The organism is Aliihoeflea aestuarii (genome assembly GCF_024105665.1).
Classification (GTDB): Bacteria; Pseudomonadota; Alphaproteobacteria; order Rhizobiales; family Rhizobiaceae; genus Aliihoeflea; species Aliihoeflea aestuarii.
Genome location: NZ_JAAAMK010000019.1, coordinates 1 through 15,235, shown reverse-complemented (window position 1 = coordinate 15,235; position 15,235 = coordinate 1). Strand labels below are relative to the sequence as shown.

At 63.4% G+C, this 15,235-nt stretch carries 13 protein-coding genes; 9 read left to right on the top strand and 4 right to left on the bottom strand.

Annotated elements, in window-relative coordinates:
• Positions 1 to 16 precede the first annotated feature (16 nt).
• Positions 17 to 994 carry an adenosine deaminase gene (locus tag GTW25_RS20205; protein WP_252914090.1) on the top strand — a complete coding sequence of 326 codons (978 nt, stop codon included), beginning with the start codon at positions 17 to 19 and terminating at the stop codon, positions 992 to 994.
• On the opposite strand, the gene GTW25_RS20200 is transcribed toward GTW25_RS20205, so the two are convergent.
• Positions 991 to 2,832, bottom strand: a complete 1,842-nt coding sequence (locus GTW25_RS20200) for a M3 family oligoendopeptidase (RefSeq protein WP_252914105.1) — start codon at positions 2,830 to 2,832, stop codon at positions 991 to 993. The genes GTW25_RS20205 and GTW25_RS20200 overlap by 4 nt on opposite strands.
• A 150-nt stretch (positions 2,833 to 2,982) precedes the next feature.
• Between GTW25_RS20200 and GTW25_RS20195 the strand changes: the two genes are divergently transcribed.
• Both GTW25_RS20195 and mepK read left to right on the top strand, forming a co-directional pair.
• Positions 2,983 to 4,464 carry a sigma-54-dependent transcriptional regulator gene (locus GTW25_RS20195; RefSeq protein WP_252914089.1) on the top strand — a complete coding sequence of 494 codons (1,482 nt, stop codon included), beginning with the start codon at positions 2,983 to 2,985 and terminating at the stop codon, positions 4,462 to 4,464.
• Positions 4,465 to 4,742: 278 nt separating this feature from the next.
• Entirely contained in the window at positions 4,743 to 6,500 is a 1,758-nt protein-coding gene (mepK, locus tag GTW25_RS20190) for a peptidoglycan L,D-endopeptidase MepK (RefSeq protein ID WP_252914088.1), read from the top strand.
• A gap of 68 nt (positions 6,501 to 6,568) precedes the next feature.
• Here the strand turns inward: mepK and GTW25_RS20185 are convergent, their stop codons facing one another.
• Together GTW25_RS20185 and GTW25_RS20180 are read right to left on the bottom strand one after the other, a co-directional pair.
• Entirely contained in the window at positions 6,569 to 7,207 is a 639-nt protein-coding gene (locus tag GTW25_RS20185) for a 2-dehydro-3-deoxy-phosphogluconate aldolase (protein WP_252914087.1), read from the bottom strand.
• 47 nt (positions 7,208 to 7,254) lie between these two features.
• Positions 7,255 to 8,109: an N-acetylmuramidase domain-containing protein gene (locus GTW25_RS20180; RefSeq protein ID WP_252914086.1), complete on the bottom strand. Its 855-nt coding sequence runs from the start codon at positions 8,107 to 8,109 to the stop codon at positions 7,255 to 7,257.
• 99 nt (positions 8,110 to 8,208) lie between these two features.
• On the opposite strand from GTW25_RS20180, the gene trhO reads away from it, so the two are divergent.
• The 4 genes from trhO (at position 8,209) to GTW25_RS20160 (ending at position 12,947) form a co-directional block, all read left to right on the top strand.
• On the top strand, positions 8,209 to 9,135 hold the full coding sequence (trhO, locus tag GTW25_RS20175) for an oxygen-dependent tRNA uridine(34) hydroxylase TrhO (protein ID WP_252914085.1): 927 nt from the start codon (positions 8,209 to 8,211) through the stop codon (positions 9,133 to 9,135).
• Positions 9,136 to 9,221: 86 nt separating this feature from the next.
• Complete coding sequence (locus GTW25_RS20170) at positions 9,222 to 10,010, top strand: tellurite resistance TerB family protein (protein ID WP_252914084.1); 789 nt, start codon at positions 9,222 to 9,224, stop codon at positions 10,008 to 10,010.
• 56 nt (positions 10,011 to 10,066) lie between these two features.
• Positions 10,067 to 10,924: an alpha/beta hydrolase gene (locus tag GTW25_RS20165; RefSeq protein ID WP_252914083.1), complete on the top strand. Its 858-nt coding sequence runs from the start codon at positions 10,067 to 10,069 to the stop codon at positions 10,922 to 10,924.
• Positions 10,925 to 11,153: 229 nt separating this feature from the next.
• The gene (locus tag GTW25_RS20160) at positions 11,154 to 12,947 is read left to right on the top strand and encodes an SLC13 family permease (RefSeq protein WP_252914082.1); all 1,794 of its coding nucleotides are present in this window, start codon (positions 11,154 to 11,156) and stop codon (positions 12,945 to 12,947) included.
• On the opposite strand, the gene GTW25_RS20155 is transcribed toward GTW25_RS20160, so the two are convergent.
• Positions 12,948 to 14,117: a pyridoxal phosphate-dependent aminotransferase gene (locus GTW25_RS20155; RefSeq protein WP_252914081.1), complete on the bottom strand. Its 1,170-nt coding sequence runs from the start codon at positions 14,115 to 14,117 to the stop codon at positions 12,948 to 12,950.
• Between the two features lie 82 nt (positions 14,118 to 14,199).
• On the opposite strand from GTW25_RS20155, the gene GTW25_RS20150 reads away from it, so the two are divergent.
• Positions 14,200 to 14,889, top strand: coding sequence for a GNAT family N-acetyltransferase (locus GTW25_RS20150; RefSeq protein WP_252914080.1), 690 nt, complete (start codon positions 14,200 to 14,202; stop codon positions 14,887 to 14,889).
• Complete coding sequence (locus tag GTW25_RS20145) at positions 14,886 to 15,080, top strand: hypothetical protein (RefSeq protein ID WP_252914079.1); 195 nt, start codon at positions 14,886 to 14,888, stop codon at positions 15,078 to 15,080. Before GTW25_RS20150 ends, GTW25_RS20145 begins: the two co-directional genes overlap by 4 nt.
• Positions 15,081 to 15,235: the final 155 nt, after the last annotated feature.

Sequence of the window (15,235 nt, the reverse complement as noted above, 5' to 3'; positions counted from 1 at the left end):
AATAAGAAAGTCGAAGATGGTTCTCAAGGCCGAACTCCACTGCCACATCGAGGGCGCAGCGGCGCCCGAACTCGTCGAGGCGCAGGCGCGCAAATATGGCAAGGACGTCTCCCACTTCATCAAGGACGGCTCTTTCGTCTGGACCGATTTCACGACGTTTCTCAATGCCTATGACGAGGCGGCCGATCTGTTCCGGTCGGAAGAGGACTATGCCCGTCTTGCCGAACACTATCTGACGAGCATCGCCCGCGACGGCGCGATCTATTCGGAGGTCTTCACCTCGCCCGATCATGCCGTGAAGGCCGGCCTGTCGCCAAAAGCCTACACCGACGCTCTCGGCGAAGGCATGGAACGGGCAAAGGCGAAGACCGGTATCGAAGGCCGCATGATCGTTACCGGAGTGCGTCATGTCGGCGTGGAGTCGATCGAAAAAGCCGCCCGCTTTGCGGCAAAATGCGATCATAAGCTCGTCACCGGCTTCGGCGTGGCGGGCGACGAGCGCATGGGGACTATGGAGGACTATGTCCGCGCCTTCGAGATCGCGCGCGAGGCCGGGCTCGGCATTACGGTTCACGCCGGAGAATTCGGCGGACCTGAAAGCGTACGCGACGCGCTCGACCATATCCGCCCCGCACGCATCGGGCATGGCGTGCGCGCCATCGAGGATGCCGACCTCGTCAAACGCATCGCAGATGCCGGTGTCGTGCTGGAGGTCTGTCCCGTCTCAAACATCGAATTGAAAGTCTTCCCCTCGCTTGCCGACCATCCGTTCCCGGAACTGCGCGCGGCCGGCTGCAAGGTCACGCTCAGTTCCGACGATCCGCCCTATTTCTGGACGTCGCTGAAGCGCGAATACGAAATCGGCCGGACCGAGTTCGGGCTGTCCGACAAGGAACTTACGGCACTGACCCGAACCGCGATCGAGGCGGCATTTTGCGACCGGAAGACGAAGCAGGCGCTGCTTGCAAAGCTGGACGCGCCTGCCAAGCGCTAGCCTTTGTCGAGCGCTTCCAGTTCGTCGATCAGCCCTTCGATGACCGACAAGCCCTTTTTCCAGAAGTCGGGGTCGGTCGCGTCGAGGCCGAAAGGCGCGAGCAGTTCGGAGTGGTGCTTGGTGCCGCCCGCCTTCAAAAGCGCGAAATATTTCTCCTGAAAGCCCGGCTCGGCGGACTGGTAGACGCCATAGAGCGAGTTCACCAGACAATCGCCGAACGCGTAGGCGTAGACGTAGAACGGCGAGTGGATGAAGTGCGGCACGTAGGCCCAGAAGGTCTCGTAGCCTTCACGCAGGGCGATTGCCGGCCCAAGGCTCTCGGCCTGCACTTCGAGCCAGAACTGGCCGAGTTGGTCAGGCGTCAGTTCGCCATTCTTGCGTTCGGTGTGAACCTTGCGCTCGAATTCGTAGAACGCGATCTGGCGCACGACCGTGTTGATCATGTCCTCGACCTTCTGGGCGAGCATCGCCTTGCGCTCCGCCTTGTCGCTCGTTCGGTCGAGTAGTGAGCGGAAGGTCAGCATCTCGCCGAAAACGGAGGCCGTTTCGGCGAGCGTCAGCGGCGTCGACGACATCAACGCCCCCTGATCGGCGGCAAGCACCTGATGGACGCCGTGACCGAGTTCATGGGCGAGCGTCATCACGTCACGCGGCTTGCCCATGTAGTTCAGCATCACATAGGGATGGACCGAGGGTACCGTCGGATGCGCGAAGGCGCCTGGCGACTTGCCCGGACGCACGGGCGCGTCGATCCAGTTTTTGTCGAAGAAGCGGCCGGCGATCTCGGCCATCTTCGGGTCGAAGCCTTCATAGGCCGACAAGACCGTCTCGCGCGCGGAAGCCCATGAGATGACCGCTTTCGGCGTTTCCGGCAGCGGCGCGTTGCGGTCCCAGTGGTTCATCTTCTCCATGCCGAGCCACTTTGCTTTCATCGCGTAGTAGCGGTGCGACAGGCGCGGATAGGCTTCGCGCACCGCCGAAGTCAGCGCGTTGACCACCTCGCGTTCGACCCGGTTCGCCAGATGGCGCGAATCCGCGATATCCTCGAATCCGCGCCAGCGGTCGGAAATCTCCTTGTCCTTGGCGAGCGTGTTGGTGATCAGCGTGAAGGTGCGAAGATTTTCCTTGAAGGTCGCCGCCAGCGCTTCCGCAGCTTTCTTGCGAATTTCGGGCGAGGGGTCCTGAAGCTTGTTGAGCGTCGGCTCCAGCGGCAGGGTTTCGCCATCGATCTCGAAACGCAGCGCCGTCATGGTCTCGTCGAAGAGCCGGTTCCACGCGCCGCGCCCCGTCACCGACTTTTCATGGAAAAGCTGTTCGATGCGGTCTTCGAGCTGGTACGGCTTGTCCTGCCGAAGATCCACGATCCATGGCCGGTAGCGGCCGAAGGCCGGGTCGGCGTCGAGCGCGGCATCGATCAGGGCGTCGTCGAGCCGGTTCATCTCCAGCGTGAAGAAGAGCAGATGCGACGATGCGTCGGTGAGCTTTTCCTGCACGTCGCCATAAAGCTTGGCGCGCCTGGGGTCGGACGTGTCGCCAGTGTAGAGAAGCGCGGCGTAGGACGCGATCTTGCCGATCAGTTCCTCAAGCGCCTCGTATTCCTGCATGGCTTGGCCGAGCCCGCCGTCGCGACCCTTCTTCGCCTCGGCTTCGAGACTTCCCTTCCAGCGCGTTTCGAAAGCCTCGGCATCGCTTCGCGAGCGCGCAATATCCGCCTTCAGTTCCGGCGCGTCGATCGAGGCGTAGAGATCGGCAAGGTTCCACTCGGGCAGATCGCCGAACTCGCCAGCGGCGCGCGCCGTGGTCGCCGGAGCATGGACGGCAGCGAACGGCTCTTGCATCAAAGTCATGAAAATTCCTCGGGACAGATTGGTTTTAGGCGCGGGACGGTAAGGCTTCGTTCACCGGTCTTCTTGAGCGCCTGTTCATGGAGTTGTGCCAGTGTGGAGCAATCATATGGCGATAGGCAACGCAAAAATGGCATGGGCGTCATGGCCGGCAGCATTCTGATCATCGACGACGATCCCGTCCAGCGACGGCTGGTCGAGGCGCTCGTCACGCGGTTCGGATATCAAGCCATCACCGCCGAGAATGGACGCGTGGGGCTCGAACGGCTGACGTCGGCGGATCGAGAAGCCATCGCGGCCGTCTTGCTCGACCTCGCGATGCCTGAAATGTCCGGCATCGACGTGCTCGAAGCTCTTGCCAAGGCGGGCCTTTCGACGCCCGTGATCGTCCAGACCGCGCAAGGCACGATCGACACCGCCGTGTCCGCCATGCGGCTCGGCGCGTTCGACTTCGTCGTCAAGCCGGTCGCGCCAGAGCGGTTGAGAAGCTCCATCGAGACCGCGATCAAGGTCGGTGCGCTCACGGGCAGGGCAAGGAAGCGCGGCACCTCCGGCAAAGACCGGTCGATAACGCTTGACGAACTCGGCGTGTCGCCGGCCGCGCGCCGTGCGGCCCAGCTTGCCCGCAAGGCAGCGGCGACCGACATGCCGATCCTCATCGAAGGCGAGACCGGCGTCGGCAAGGAAGTCCTGGCGCGTGCCATCCGCGCTGCCGGCGCACGTCGGGACAAGCCCTTCGTCACCGTCAATTGCGGGGCCATCCCCGAGCATCTGGTCGAGAGCATCCTGTTCGGCCACGAGAAGGGCGCGTTCACCGGCGCCACGGAAAAGCATCTCGGCAAGTTCGTGGAGGCAGACGGCGGCACGCTTTTCCTGGACGAGGTCGGTGAATTGCCGCTCGAGGCGCAGGTCAAGCTCCTTCGCGCAATACAGGAGGGCGAGGTCGATCCGGTCGGCGCGCGTCATACGATCAAAGTCGATGTGCGCCTGATCTCGGCGACCAATCGCGATCTGGCACGACGCATGGCCGACGGGACATTCCGCGAGGATCTCTATTACAGGCTCAATGTGCTTTCGATCCCGATCCCGCCGTTGCGTAGCCGCACCGACGAAATCGCGCGACTTGCGGATCTTTTTCTTGATCAGGCGCGCGCAGCCGCTCCCGTCACCGCGCGGACACTGTCTACGGGCGCGCGCGATCTGCTGATCGCCTATGACTGGCCCGGAAATATCAGGCAGTTGCAAAATGTTATCTTTCGCGCTGCGGTATTGGCCGATGGCGATGCAATCGAGGCCGCGGACTTCCCGCAGATCGCCGCCGAAATCGATGCGATGCCCATTCACGAGGCACGAACCTCGGTTTTGACGGGGCCGTCCACAGTTGAGCATGAACAAGAAACTGATTTCAAAGCGGAAATGATGGTTTCTCTGCTCGATGCAAGCGGTCAGATACGGCCGCTTGCCGATATCGAGCGGCAGGCGATCCAGGCTGCCATCGATCACTATGACGGGCGGCTTTCCGAGGTTGCGCGCCGTCTTGGTATCGGACGTTCGACCCTCTATCGCAAGCTCAAGGAGATGGGGATAGAGGCGGACGAGGGGCGTGCCGGCCGGCTCGCGTCTTGACGGTTCCGTAACGGAGCGATAGCCATTTTTCAGGCAGTTAACGACGGTTTCGATCATGCGGCATGCGTCGCGATTTCGTCATCGTCAAACCGTAAATGGCCGCACTAAGTGCTGATTAACCATTAGCGCTGATATTCGGACGATAATCGACGTCCGGAAATCGGTCCGGGGACACTCAACAGCCGACAAGGCGAGATGTTTTGATCAGTATCGCTGGAATGCAGAATAATCGGTGGATCTACGGCGCTGTCTTCAGCCGCCCGGCCCTCGTGGCTCTTATGATCACCTTCGCTCTCCTGCTGTGCGCAACCGGCAAGGCCGATGCGCAGGCACGCACGCTGAACCTTTATAATATCCATACCAAGGAACGCGCGCAGATCACGTTCAAGAACGGCAGCCGCTACGACCAGAACGGTCTCAACGAGCTGAACCGCTTCCTGCGCGACTGGCGGCAGAACGAGCCGACGAAGATGGACCCTCGCCTGCTCGACCTCCTTTGGGAGGTGTATCAGCAGGTCGGTGGACGCGAGCCGATCCATATCGTCTCGGCCTATCGCTCCTCGAAGACCAACGGCATGTTGCGTTCGCGCTCGAGCGGCGTTGCCGACAACAGCCAGCACACGCGCGGCCGGGCGATCGATTTCTACATCCCCGGCGTCAGGCTGGCCGAACTTCGCGCGGCGGGTCTGCGGATGGAAGGCGGCGGTGTCGGCTATTATCCGACATCCGGCGCGCCGTTCGTGCACCTCGACACGGGCAATGTCCGTCATTGGCCGCGCATGCGCCGCAACGATCTGGTCGCCCTGTTCCCGAACGGGAACACGATCCACGTCCCGTCCGACGGCAAGCCGCTCCCTGGTTACCAGCAGGCGATGGCTGCTTATAAGTCCCGCCAGTCCAGCGGCGCATTCGCGGTCGCCAGTGCGGGCGGCAGCGGTGGCGGTGGAGGCGGCGGATTGCTCGCAGGCATCTTCGGCCGTGGCGGCGGCAATTCGTCCGCAGGCCAGACGATCACGGATAGCGGCCAATCGCCATCGGCAGCGCCGGCCCGTGCCTCCGCACCGACACCACAGGCTCCGGTCGCGGCGCCTGTGCCTCAGGCACCCGAAACGATCGTCGCCGCCTTGCCGGCGCGCTCTGTGCCTGTTCCGCTTGCCGCGCCACGTCCGCAAGTCGAAGTCGGCGCGCCACCGGCCGCACCCACGGTCGCAGCAGCGGCCATGGAGGAAAGTTTCGACGCATCTTCGACCGAGCAGGCCGCGACGGCTACCGAGGTCGCGCTCAATATCCCGCTTCCGACGCGCCGTCCGGATTACACGCCGACGCCCGAAGCACAGGCCGATGCGCTTGTCGCATCGATCAAGACGCCCGAAGCCGGCGTGCCGATCGCGGCGCTTCTTGCCGAGCGGCCGAACCGCGGCGGGTCGGATGCGATCAGCCAGATTCTGCGTGACGATACGAAGATCGCGCGGGCCGGGGTGATCGTGAACGAAAATACGGCAACAGCCGTGCCTGCCGTCGGCGACGGCACCACGGCCGGCGAGGTTCTCGCTTTGGCCGCGCTCCCCGATATGCCTGCCGCCGCGCCGCTCGACCTCGACGTGAATGCGCTTGGCGAGGCGCGGAGCGAGCGGGAAGCGGCCAATGCGATCAAGCAGCGGCAGGTCGCCGCGCTTGAATCCTCGCCTCGTGCCGCGCTGATGGCGCGGACCGAGGGTGTGTCTCCGATGATGGCGATCGAATCGGGCGTGCGCACCACGGCCAAGCTCGGCAAGCCATCCGCAACGGACATTCGCCAGGCACGTCGCTCCCGCGCCGTGGACGCGACGCCGGAAGTTGCGCGCTGGGCGCTGGAGCCGGGCCGCGTGGCGGAGGTTTCCAACGGCACGACGGCGCCGTCCTTCGCCTACAACATCGTCCGCACGCCGCCGGCGATCATCTACACGGAAGGCTTCCAGCAGGCCGATGCGCAGCCCGATACGAACCGGTTCTCCGGGCAGGCCGTGCAGTTCATGTCGGTCGCGCGCTTCAACTGAAGCTGCGTCCGAACGAACGAAAGCGGCGGCCGATGGCCGCCGTTTTCGTTCGTTCATGTTCGAATCCGCTACCGCAGGCTTGCAGCTTCGCGTGAAAGCCGTTCGATCGCGCCCCAGTCGCCGGCCTTCACCGCTGCGTCGGGGACGACCCACGACCCGCCGACGCAGACGACGTTGGGCAGCGCGAGATAGGACGCGACGTTGGACGGCGATACGCCGCCGGTCGGGCAGAAAACCATATCGGGAATGGGTGCCGCGATCGCCTTGAGGAAGGGCGCGCCGCCAGACTGTTCGGCGGGGAAGAATTTCAGGAAGCCGTAGCCTTCCTCACGCATGGCCATGACTTCGCTGGCCGTCGTCGCGCCCGGCAGGAACGGCACGGCGCTCGACCGGGCGGCGTCGATCAGTTCCTGCGTCGTTCCGGGGCTGACGATGAAGCGCGCGCCGGCCTTTTCGGCCGCTTCGAACTGCGCCGTATCAAGGATCGTTCCGGCCCCCACGACTGCGCCCGGCACCTCCTCGGCGACGCGGCGTATGGCCTCCAGCGCGTCCGGCGTGCGCAAGGTGATCTCGATCGCCGGCAGGCCGCCGGCGACGAGCGCATGCCCCATAGGAACAGCCGTCGCCACATCGTCGATACGGATGACCGGGATGACCGGTTGGTTCCCGATAAGCGACCGTAGACGTTCGGCCTGAGATGCAGTCATGTCGGCTCTCCTTTTTTCAACCGATTAGCATGGGTGTTGTCGTAACGCTATCGCTGCACGAACAAGGATTTAAGAAAGGACACGATGCGATTGACGAAAAAGCGACGCTCGAGAGCGTTCAACGTCGCGTCGTCGGCGATGCCCGTGGCGGGCAATCGCCGCGCGGTCTGGAAGCTGCGAAGCGCTTGTTCGGTCGACGGGCCGAACTGCCCGTCGATCGCGAGTTCCGCGCCACGCGCCACGAGGCGGCGCTGGAGATCGGCGACCGCTTCGCCCCGGTCGCCGCGCCGCAGGGTGGCCGATGCAGTCTGCCAGTCGAGCTTGTCATAGCGGGCGAACGCGCGGGCGAGCTTTGCGTCATAGGCATTCGAAGCGAAGCCCGGTCCATTATACGCGCGGGCTAATGCCACCCAATCGCGCGACGCCAGAACGGCGCGAAGCGCGGCTTTGTCGATGTAGCGCGCCATCAGCCGCACCTGACCTTCCACACCGTCACGCGCCTCGGCCACGAGCGCGTCGACCGAGGCGAAGCCCAACCATGCCCAGTGCGCGCCCATGACCTGGCCGATGCCCCAGGACGTCGATTCGTCTGCCGCGCGTGCGTCGACGGCGCGTGCGGTGGCCAGCAGTTTCCAGCGTGCCGCCTGCGATGCGGGATTTCTGACCGCCCCGGCGCGGGGCGAGGCGAGACCCTGCCGCCGTGCCTTTTCAAGCGCTTCGCCGGACAGGCGGCGATCGAAATAGTGGCCTTCGAAACGGATCAGTGGTTCGTGCCTTCCGTCGATGACGGCGTGCGTGACGAGGTTGCTTTCGACATGGGCCACGGCGGCGAGCGCGGCCGGGTCGAGATCGAAGGATCGGGCGACTTTTGCAATAACGGTGCGCATCCGGGAATCGAGCATGGCGAAGTCCTCTCTTGATCGAAGAGGATTATTTTCTCCTGTATGGCGCGGGTGGGGATAAGTTGCGAAGCTTTTCGGAAAGCCTTAATCAGCCAGCCTATGAACAGTGCCGCTCACGAAACACCCATCAAGGTCGCCGCGCTTTACCGGTTTGCCCGGCTCGACGGCTGGCGCGAATTGCGCGAGCCTTTGGCGGCATTCTGCACCGCGCACGGCATCAAGGGCACGCTGCTGCTGGCGCATGAAGGCATCAACGGGACGGTGGCAGGTGAGGCCGACGCCATCGACGCGCTTGTCGCCCATCTCGACGCGTTGCCGGAACTGACGGGGCTCGACGTGAAATACTCGACGGCGTCGCACATGCCGTTCCACCGGCTGAAGGTGCGTTTGAAAGCCGAAATCGTCACCATGGGTGTGGAGGGGATCGACCCGGAGCGGGACGCGGGAACCTATGTCGAGCCGGCCGACTGGAACGCGCTGATCGCCGACCCGGACACGGTCGTCGTCGACACACGCAATCTTTACGAAATCGGCCTCGGCACCTTTGCCGGCGCGATCGATCCGGGCACCGAGAGTTTCCGTGAGTTTCCGGCCTGGGTCGAGGCAAACCGCGAACGTCTCGAAGGCAGGAAAATCGCCATGTTCTGCACGGGCGGGATACGCTGCGAAAAAGCGACGGCCTATGCGAAATCGGTCGGCATCGCCGATGTCTATCATCTGAAGGGCGGCATCCTGCGCTATCTCGAAGAGGTCCCGGAAGGCGAAAGCCTCTGGCAGGGCGAGTGCTTCGTCTTCGACGAGCGTGTCGGCGTCACGCATGGATTGGGCGAGGGCGAAGCGGAATTGTGCCGGGCGTGCCGGCGTCCGCTGACAATCGCCGACCGCCAGTCGCCGCACCATGTCGAGGGCGTCGCCTGCATCCATTGTCACGACGAGCGCAGCGACCGCGACCGCATGCGCTACGCGGAGCGCCAGCGGCAGGTGAAACAGGCAAGGGCGAAGGGCAGGGCGCATATCGGCAGTTGAACCCACGCGCCATTGTAAAGGCTTATATGGTCCCCTAGCTAATTCGACACCAATCGCGAAGGCCCAGTGTTGAAGAGGAAAGCACCATGTTCGACCCGAAGAAAATCATCGACAGTCTCCTCGGCGCTTCCGGCTCCGGCGCTCGGCCCGGCGGCACAGGCCAAGGTGGGGCAGGCGGCGGCCTCGGCGGGCTTGCCGGTGGTCTTGGTGGTCTTGCAAGCGGCGGGTTGGCCGGTGGCGGGCTATCGGGCGGTGTCGGCCGGCTCGGTCAACTCGCCAAGGACAATCCGATGGCGACGGCGGCACTGGCCGGCATTCTCCTGACGGGTAAGGGCCGCAAGTTCGCCGGTTCGGCCGTGAAGATCGGCGGAATGGCGGCGATCGCGGGCCTCGCTTATAAGGCCTATCAGGACTACCAGAGCGGGCAGAAGCCGCAGCAACCCACGCCCGACGCACAGCCCGAACTTCTCCCGCCTCCCGAAAACAACGGTTTCAATCCGGCCCGCGCGCCGCAGGGCGAGGATGCATTCGCGCTCACCATCGTGCGTGCAATGATCGCTGCGGCCAAGGCCGACGGCCATATCGACCATGCCGAGCGGCAGAAAATCGCGGGCCGGCTCGGCGATGCGGGGCTCGACGCGGAAGGCGAACAGTTCCTGCTTGCCGAACTCGAAAAGCCGGTCAATGTGGACGATCTCGTCAGCGCCGCTCAGACCGAGGAGCAGCGCGTGGAAATCTACACCGCCTCGCGCCTGACCATCGAGCCGGAAACACGCGCCGAGCGCGGCTATCTCGACATGCTCGCCGGTCGGCTCGGCCTCGAAGACGGGCTGGTCGATCACATCGAGGCGAATGTCGCGGGCGTGAAAGTCTGACGAAACTTTGACCGTTAAGGTTCGTTGTTGCCCGTGAGCCAAAGCCACGGGTGACCATGACTTCCCTCCGCCTGCTGTTTATCTTCTTCTCCGGTATTTTTCTTTCCGCCTGCGGCGGGGCGGTCGGCATCGTCAATTCGATGACCGACAGCGACGACGTGGTTGCCGAGACCGGCGTTTCCTATGGCGCAAATCCACTCGATAGCATGGATATCTACCGCCCGGCGGGTGCTGCGTCCGACGCGCCGGTCATCATGTTTCTGTATGGCGGAAGCTGGTCGAGCGGCGACAAGGCGACTTATCGCTTCGTCGGCAATGCACTGGCGGATGAGGGGTTCATCGTCGCAATTCCCGACTATCGCACTTATCCCGACGCGATTTTCCCTGCCTTCGTGGATGACGCGGCGGATGCGCTTGCTTATGTCACCGCGAACGTCGCGCAAGGGCGGCCTATCTTCGTCGTTGGGCATTCGGCGGGCGCGCAAATCGGCGCGCTGCTCACGCTGGACGAAAGATATCTTCGGCGACGGGGCCTTTCGCCATGCGGCTCGATCGCCGGGTTCGTCGGCATCGCGGGGCCTTACGATTTCCTGCCGCTGACCAGCGATCGTTATCGGCGCATCTTTCCCGAGGCGACGCGGGCGGACAGCCAGCCGATCAATTTCACGGCAGGCCGCAAGCCGCCGTCGCTTCTCCTTCACGGCAGATCGGACCGAACGGTCGAGGCGCAGGACAGCGTCGATCTGGCGGACGCCCTTCAGCGTTCCGGCAATCGGTCGCAAGCGCGCATCTATCCAGGAGCGGGCCATATCAACATCGTCGGCGCCATTTCCGCGCCGTTGCGCGGCAGTGCGCCCACCCTTGCCGACATTTCCGATTTCATGCGCACAACCGGAGCAGGGCGAGGGTGCTGAAAAGCGCTACCTCGTGGCGTTAAGCTTCGGTTAAGGTTCGAAGCGCATTCTTAACGAACGAATCGGACGTTCCTCCTCCCAAGCACCGGTTCCAAACTCAGGCGGCCATGAATGGCCGCCTTCTTTTGCGTTTTTCCAGAACATCGAACGGCAATTTGATCTGTGCCAACGCCGGAACATGCTCTCGGGGAACCGTAGGGGCATCCGCTCCGTTAGAAAACTAGTCCATATGCCCATGGGGACGGGGCTTCATATGCAGGAACTGATTGCAGGTCATGAGGCCTATGTGGCGCTCGCGATCGTGTTCGTTACTTTCGTCGCCTTTCTCTTCGAGCGGTTTCCGCCGGAAGTGACCGCATCGGCGGGCGCGGCGGCCTTCGTCGTGTCCGGGCTGCTGCCGGCAGCGGACGCGATGTCTGTGTTTTCCAACGCCGCGCCGATCACCATTGCCGCCATGTTCGTCCTGACGGGTGCGCTGGTGCGCGCTGGCGTGCTCGAAAGTGTCGCCGGATTCATCCTCGACTGGTCGTCCAACCGGCCCGCACCGGCGATCGGCCTGCTCCTCCTCGGCACGGTGGCGATCGGCGGTTTCATCAACAACACGCCGCTGGTGCTGATCCTCATTCCCATCACGATCAAGCTGGCCCAGAAGCTCAGTATCGCCTCGACCCGGCTGCTCATCCCCGTTTCCTACGCTGCGATCCTCGGCGGCACCTGTACGCTGATCGGCACATCGACCAATCTTCTCGTCGACGGCGTGGCGCGCGAAATGGGCATGGAGGCGTTTTCCATCTTCGAGATCACGCCGGTCGGCATCGTCACGGCGGTTTCGGGAATCCTGTTGATGCTCGTCTTCGGGCGCTGGCTGCTGCCCGACCGCCCCGATACGTCCACGACGACGGATTCGGAGTTCCTGACCGAGATCGCCATTCTCGACGACAAGGCGATCGAGAACGAGCCGATAAAGGAACTCGGCGTCTTCAAGCTGCCCGGACTTCGCATTCTCGGCATCAAGCGCGGCGGCGAGGTGATTCGTGACGAGCTTCCCGAAAAGGTGCTGAAAAAGGGCGATCGGCTGATCGTGACGGCGACAGCATCGGAAGTGCTGACGCTCAACGAAGCGGAATATCTGCGGGTCGGGCGGACGCGACTTGGCGGCATGCCGTCTGAAACGCAGATCGTGGAAGCCGTGGTCGCACCGCATCGTGCATCGATGGGCCAGAAGATCGCCCGCCTCGCGCTCGGCAGTCGGTTCGGCGTGCGTATCCTCGGCGCGCACCGCCACCAGCATATTCCGGGGCCGGATCTCGACAGTGTGCTCCTGCGCCCGGCGGACAAGCTGCTTCTGGAGGGGCCGCCCGAAGGGCTCGATACCATGACGCAGCAAGGCTATCTCGTCTCGGTCACGGAGACGGCGGGCCGGGCATTCCGCCGTTCCAAGGCGCCGATCGCGCTGGGTGCACTCGGCGGCGTCATCCTGCTCGCGGCCTTCAACGTGGCGGATATCTCCATCCTTGCCATCGTCGCCGTTGTCGCCATCCTGATCCTGCGCTGCATCGACAGCGAGGAGGCGTGGGGTTCGATCGACGGCGGCATTCTGATCCTGATCTTCGCCATGCTGATGATCGGCATCGGCATGCAGCGCACCGGCGCGATCGATCTCGTCGCCGGATGGGTCGCCCCATATCTCGGCGGCAGATCGCCGCTCGTGACGCTCATCATCGTCTATCTGCTGACATCGACACTGACAGAGATGATCACCAACAACGCGGTCGCCGTCGTGATGACGCCGATCGTCATCGGGCTCGCGAGCCAGATCGGCGTCGATCCGCGCCCGCTTGTCGTGGTGGTGATGTTCGCGGCAAGCGCCAGCTTCGCCACGCCGATCGGCTACCAGACCAACACGCTAGTCTACGGTGCCGGGAACTACCGGTTCGCGGATTTCCTCAAGATCGGCATTCCGATGAACGTCATCGTCGGCGTGTCGACCTGCATCGCGATCTATTTCTATTACGGCATGTGATCAGCGGGCGAGGAAGGATTCGATGCGTTCCAGCGCGCGCAGGATGTTTTCTTCCGAATTGGCGTAGGAGAGGCGGATATAGCCTTCACCGAGCGTGCCGAAATCCGGTCCGGCGATCAGCGCGACGCCGGCTTCTTCCAGAAGCTGGGAGGCGAGCTTCTTGGCCGGCCGGCCCGTTTCCTTGATGTTCGGGAAGGCGTAGAACGCACCCTTCGGCGTGATGCAGGAGATGCCGTCGATGGCGTTCAGCCCCTCGACCACGACCTGGCGGCGGCGGTCGAAGGCGCGCATCATCCTGTCCACCTCGTCCTGCGGCCCGTCAATGGCAGCGATGCCGGCATATTGCGACGGTGCGTTGACGCAGGACCAGCAATTGACCGCGAGCTTGCGCACTTTGCCGTAAAGCGCATCGGGCCAGATCGACCAGCCCATGCGCCAGCCCGTCATCGCCCAGGTCTTCGACCAGCCGTTGAGCACGATCAGCCGGTCGCGGATTTCGGGAAACTGGAGCAGCGACGTGGCGCTCTCGCCGTCATAGGTCATGACGTCGTAGATTTCATCCGACAGGATCGCGACATGCGGATGCACTGCCAGCCCCTTCACCAGCTTCTCGATTTCGGCGCGCGGCGTCACGCCGCCTGTCGGATTGGCCGGCGAGTTCAGGATCAAAAGCCGCGTCCTCGGCGTGATCAGGGAGAGGGTTTCCTCGGCGGAGAAGGCGAAGCCGTTCTCCTCGCGGATCGGCACGGGCACGGCTTTCGCGCCCGTGAAGTCGATCATGGATTTATAGATGGGGAAGCCGGGATCGGGGTAGAGAATTTCCGCGCCCGGTTCGCCGAACATGACGATCGCGGCATACATGGTCGGCTTGCCGCCCGGCATGATCATCACGCATTCGGGCGAAATCTCAACGCCGGTTGTCGTAAATGTGCGGCGGGCTACAGCTTCGCGGGTCGCAAGAAGGCCGGTCGCAGGCGTGTAGCCGTGATGGCCGTCGCGCAGCGCCTTGATCGCGGCTTCGACGATGTGGTCCGGGGTGCGGAAATCCGGCTGGCCGATGCCCAGATTAATGATGTCCTTGCCCGATTGGGCGAGTTCGGTCGCGCGGGCCAGCACGGCGAATGCATTTTCCTCGCCGATACGCTCGAATGCGGAAATCGTCTGGATCATTGGTTTGGTCCAACCTCCCTTATTGCGGATCATAGCCGTTTGTGGGAGCGCTCTTGCCGGATGTCAAACGTGGAGAAACGCCGTGGCCGCTAAGTTCGCCGACTGGTCGCCGAAGGCCATCCCTCATCGGCAAGTGCATGACGGACGCTATATCCGGCTGGAGCCGATCAGCGCCGAAGACCATGGCGATGCGCTGTTTGCGGCAAAATCAGTGCCCGATGCGGAAGAGCGCATGCGTTATCTTCCCGATTTCCCGCCTGCCGATCGTGCCGCGCTGCAACCGTGGTTCGAGCGCTTCCAGACCGCGGCCGATCCGCTCTTCTTCGCCGCCGTGGACAAGGCGGATGGGCGCGCCAAGGGTCGCCTCGCGCTGATGCGCATCGACAGGACGAACGGCGTTGCCGAAGTCGGTCACATCTACTGGGGCCCGGAAATGACCGGCACGCGTCTGGCGACGGAAGCTATCTTCCTTCTCATGCGTCATGTCTTCGACGATCTTGGTTATCGCCGGTTCGAATGGAAGTGCAACGACCGCAACGTGCCATCGCGTCGCGCTGCGCGCCGGCTCGGTTTCGACTATGAGGGGGTGTTCCGCCAGCACATGATCGTCAAGGGCGAGAATCGCGACACGGCCTGGTATGCGATGATCGATGCCGACTGGCCGGCGCGCCGCGACGCATTCGAGGCGTGGCTCGACGAGGACAATTTCGACCGCGACGGGCGCCAGAAAAAGCGGCTCGAGGAATTTGCGGTCAAGAAGGATGATTCATGAACCGCGAAACGCGCAACACGATGCTGGCGACCGCCGCGATCCTGATAGGGTTCGGCGGTGTGGCCTATTTCATGCCGACGATCATGCTGGCCGCAATCGAGGTGTCTCCGTGGCTCGCCGGGGCGATCGCTGCGCTTTTCCTCGTCGCCTTCTTTGGCATTTTCTGGCTGCGCGGGCGGATGCGGCGGTAGCTTTGCGGCAAATGCGGGCTGGCAATGTCGAGGCCTGGCAACTGTGTTTTCAGGCGTATTGTTTTTGTTGGCGTTGCATTGCGTTGAGGACGGTGAGGAGTTTCCTTGCGACGGCGATGATGGCGAGTTTCTTGGAGCCGGATCTCGCGGCGATT

Excerpts from the sequence above, each read along its gene's own strand:
- mepK (WP_252914088.1), top strand. The coding sequence starts at position 4,743 with ATGATCACCTTCGCTCTCCTGCTGTGCGCAACCGGCAAGGCCGATGCG.
- GTW25_RS20185 (WP_252914087.1), bottom strand. The coding sequence starts at position 7,207 with ATGACTGCATCTCAGGCCGAACGTCTACGGTCGCTTATCGGGAACCAA.
- trhO (WP_252914085.1), top strand. The coding sequence starts at position 8,209 with ATGAACAGTGCCGCTCACGAAACACCCATCAAGGTCGCCGCGCTTTAC.
- GTW25_RS20165 (WP_252914083.1), top strand. The coding sequence starts at position 10,067 with ATGACTTCCCTCCGCCTGCTGTTTATCTTCTTCTCCGGTATTTTTCTT.
- GTW25_RS20145 (WP_252914079.1), top strand. The coding sequence starts at position 14,886 with ATGAACCGCGAAACGCGCAACACGATGCTGGCGACCGCCGCGATCCTG.
- GTW25_RS20160 (WP_252914082.1), top strand. The coding sequence starts at position 11,154 with ATGCCCATGGGGACGGGGCTTCATATGCAGGAACTGATTGCAGGTCAT.
- GTW25_RS20200 (WP_252914105.1), bottom strand. The coding sequence starts at position 2,832 with ATGCAAGAGCCGTTCGCTGCCGTCCATGCTCCGGCGACCACGGCGCGC.
- GTW25_RS20205 (WP_252914090.1), top strand. The coding sequence starts at position 17 with ATGGTTCTCAAGGCCGAACTCCACTGCCACATCGAGGGCGCAGCGGCG.
- GTW25_RS20180 (WP_252914086.1), bottom strand. The coding sequence starts at position 8,109 with ATGCTCGATTCCCGGATGCGCACCGTTATTGCAAAAGTCGCCCGATCC.
- GTW25_RS20195 (WP_252914089.1), top strand. The coding sequence starts at position 2,983 with ATGGCCGGCAGCATTCTGATCATCGACGACGATCCCGTCCAGCGACGG.
- GTW25_RS20170 (WP_252914084.1), top strand. The coding sequence starts at position 9,222 with ATGTTCGACCCGAAGAAAATCATCGACAGTCTCCTCGGCGCTTCCGGC.
- GTW25_RS20155 (WP_252914081.1), bottom strand. The coding sequence starts at position 14,117 with ATGATCCAGACGATTTCCGCATTCGAGCGTATCGGCGAGGAAAATGCA.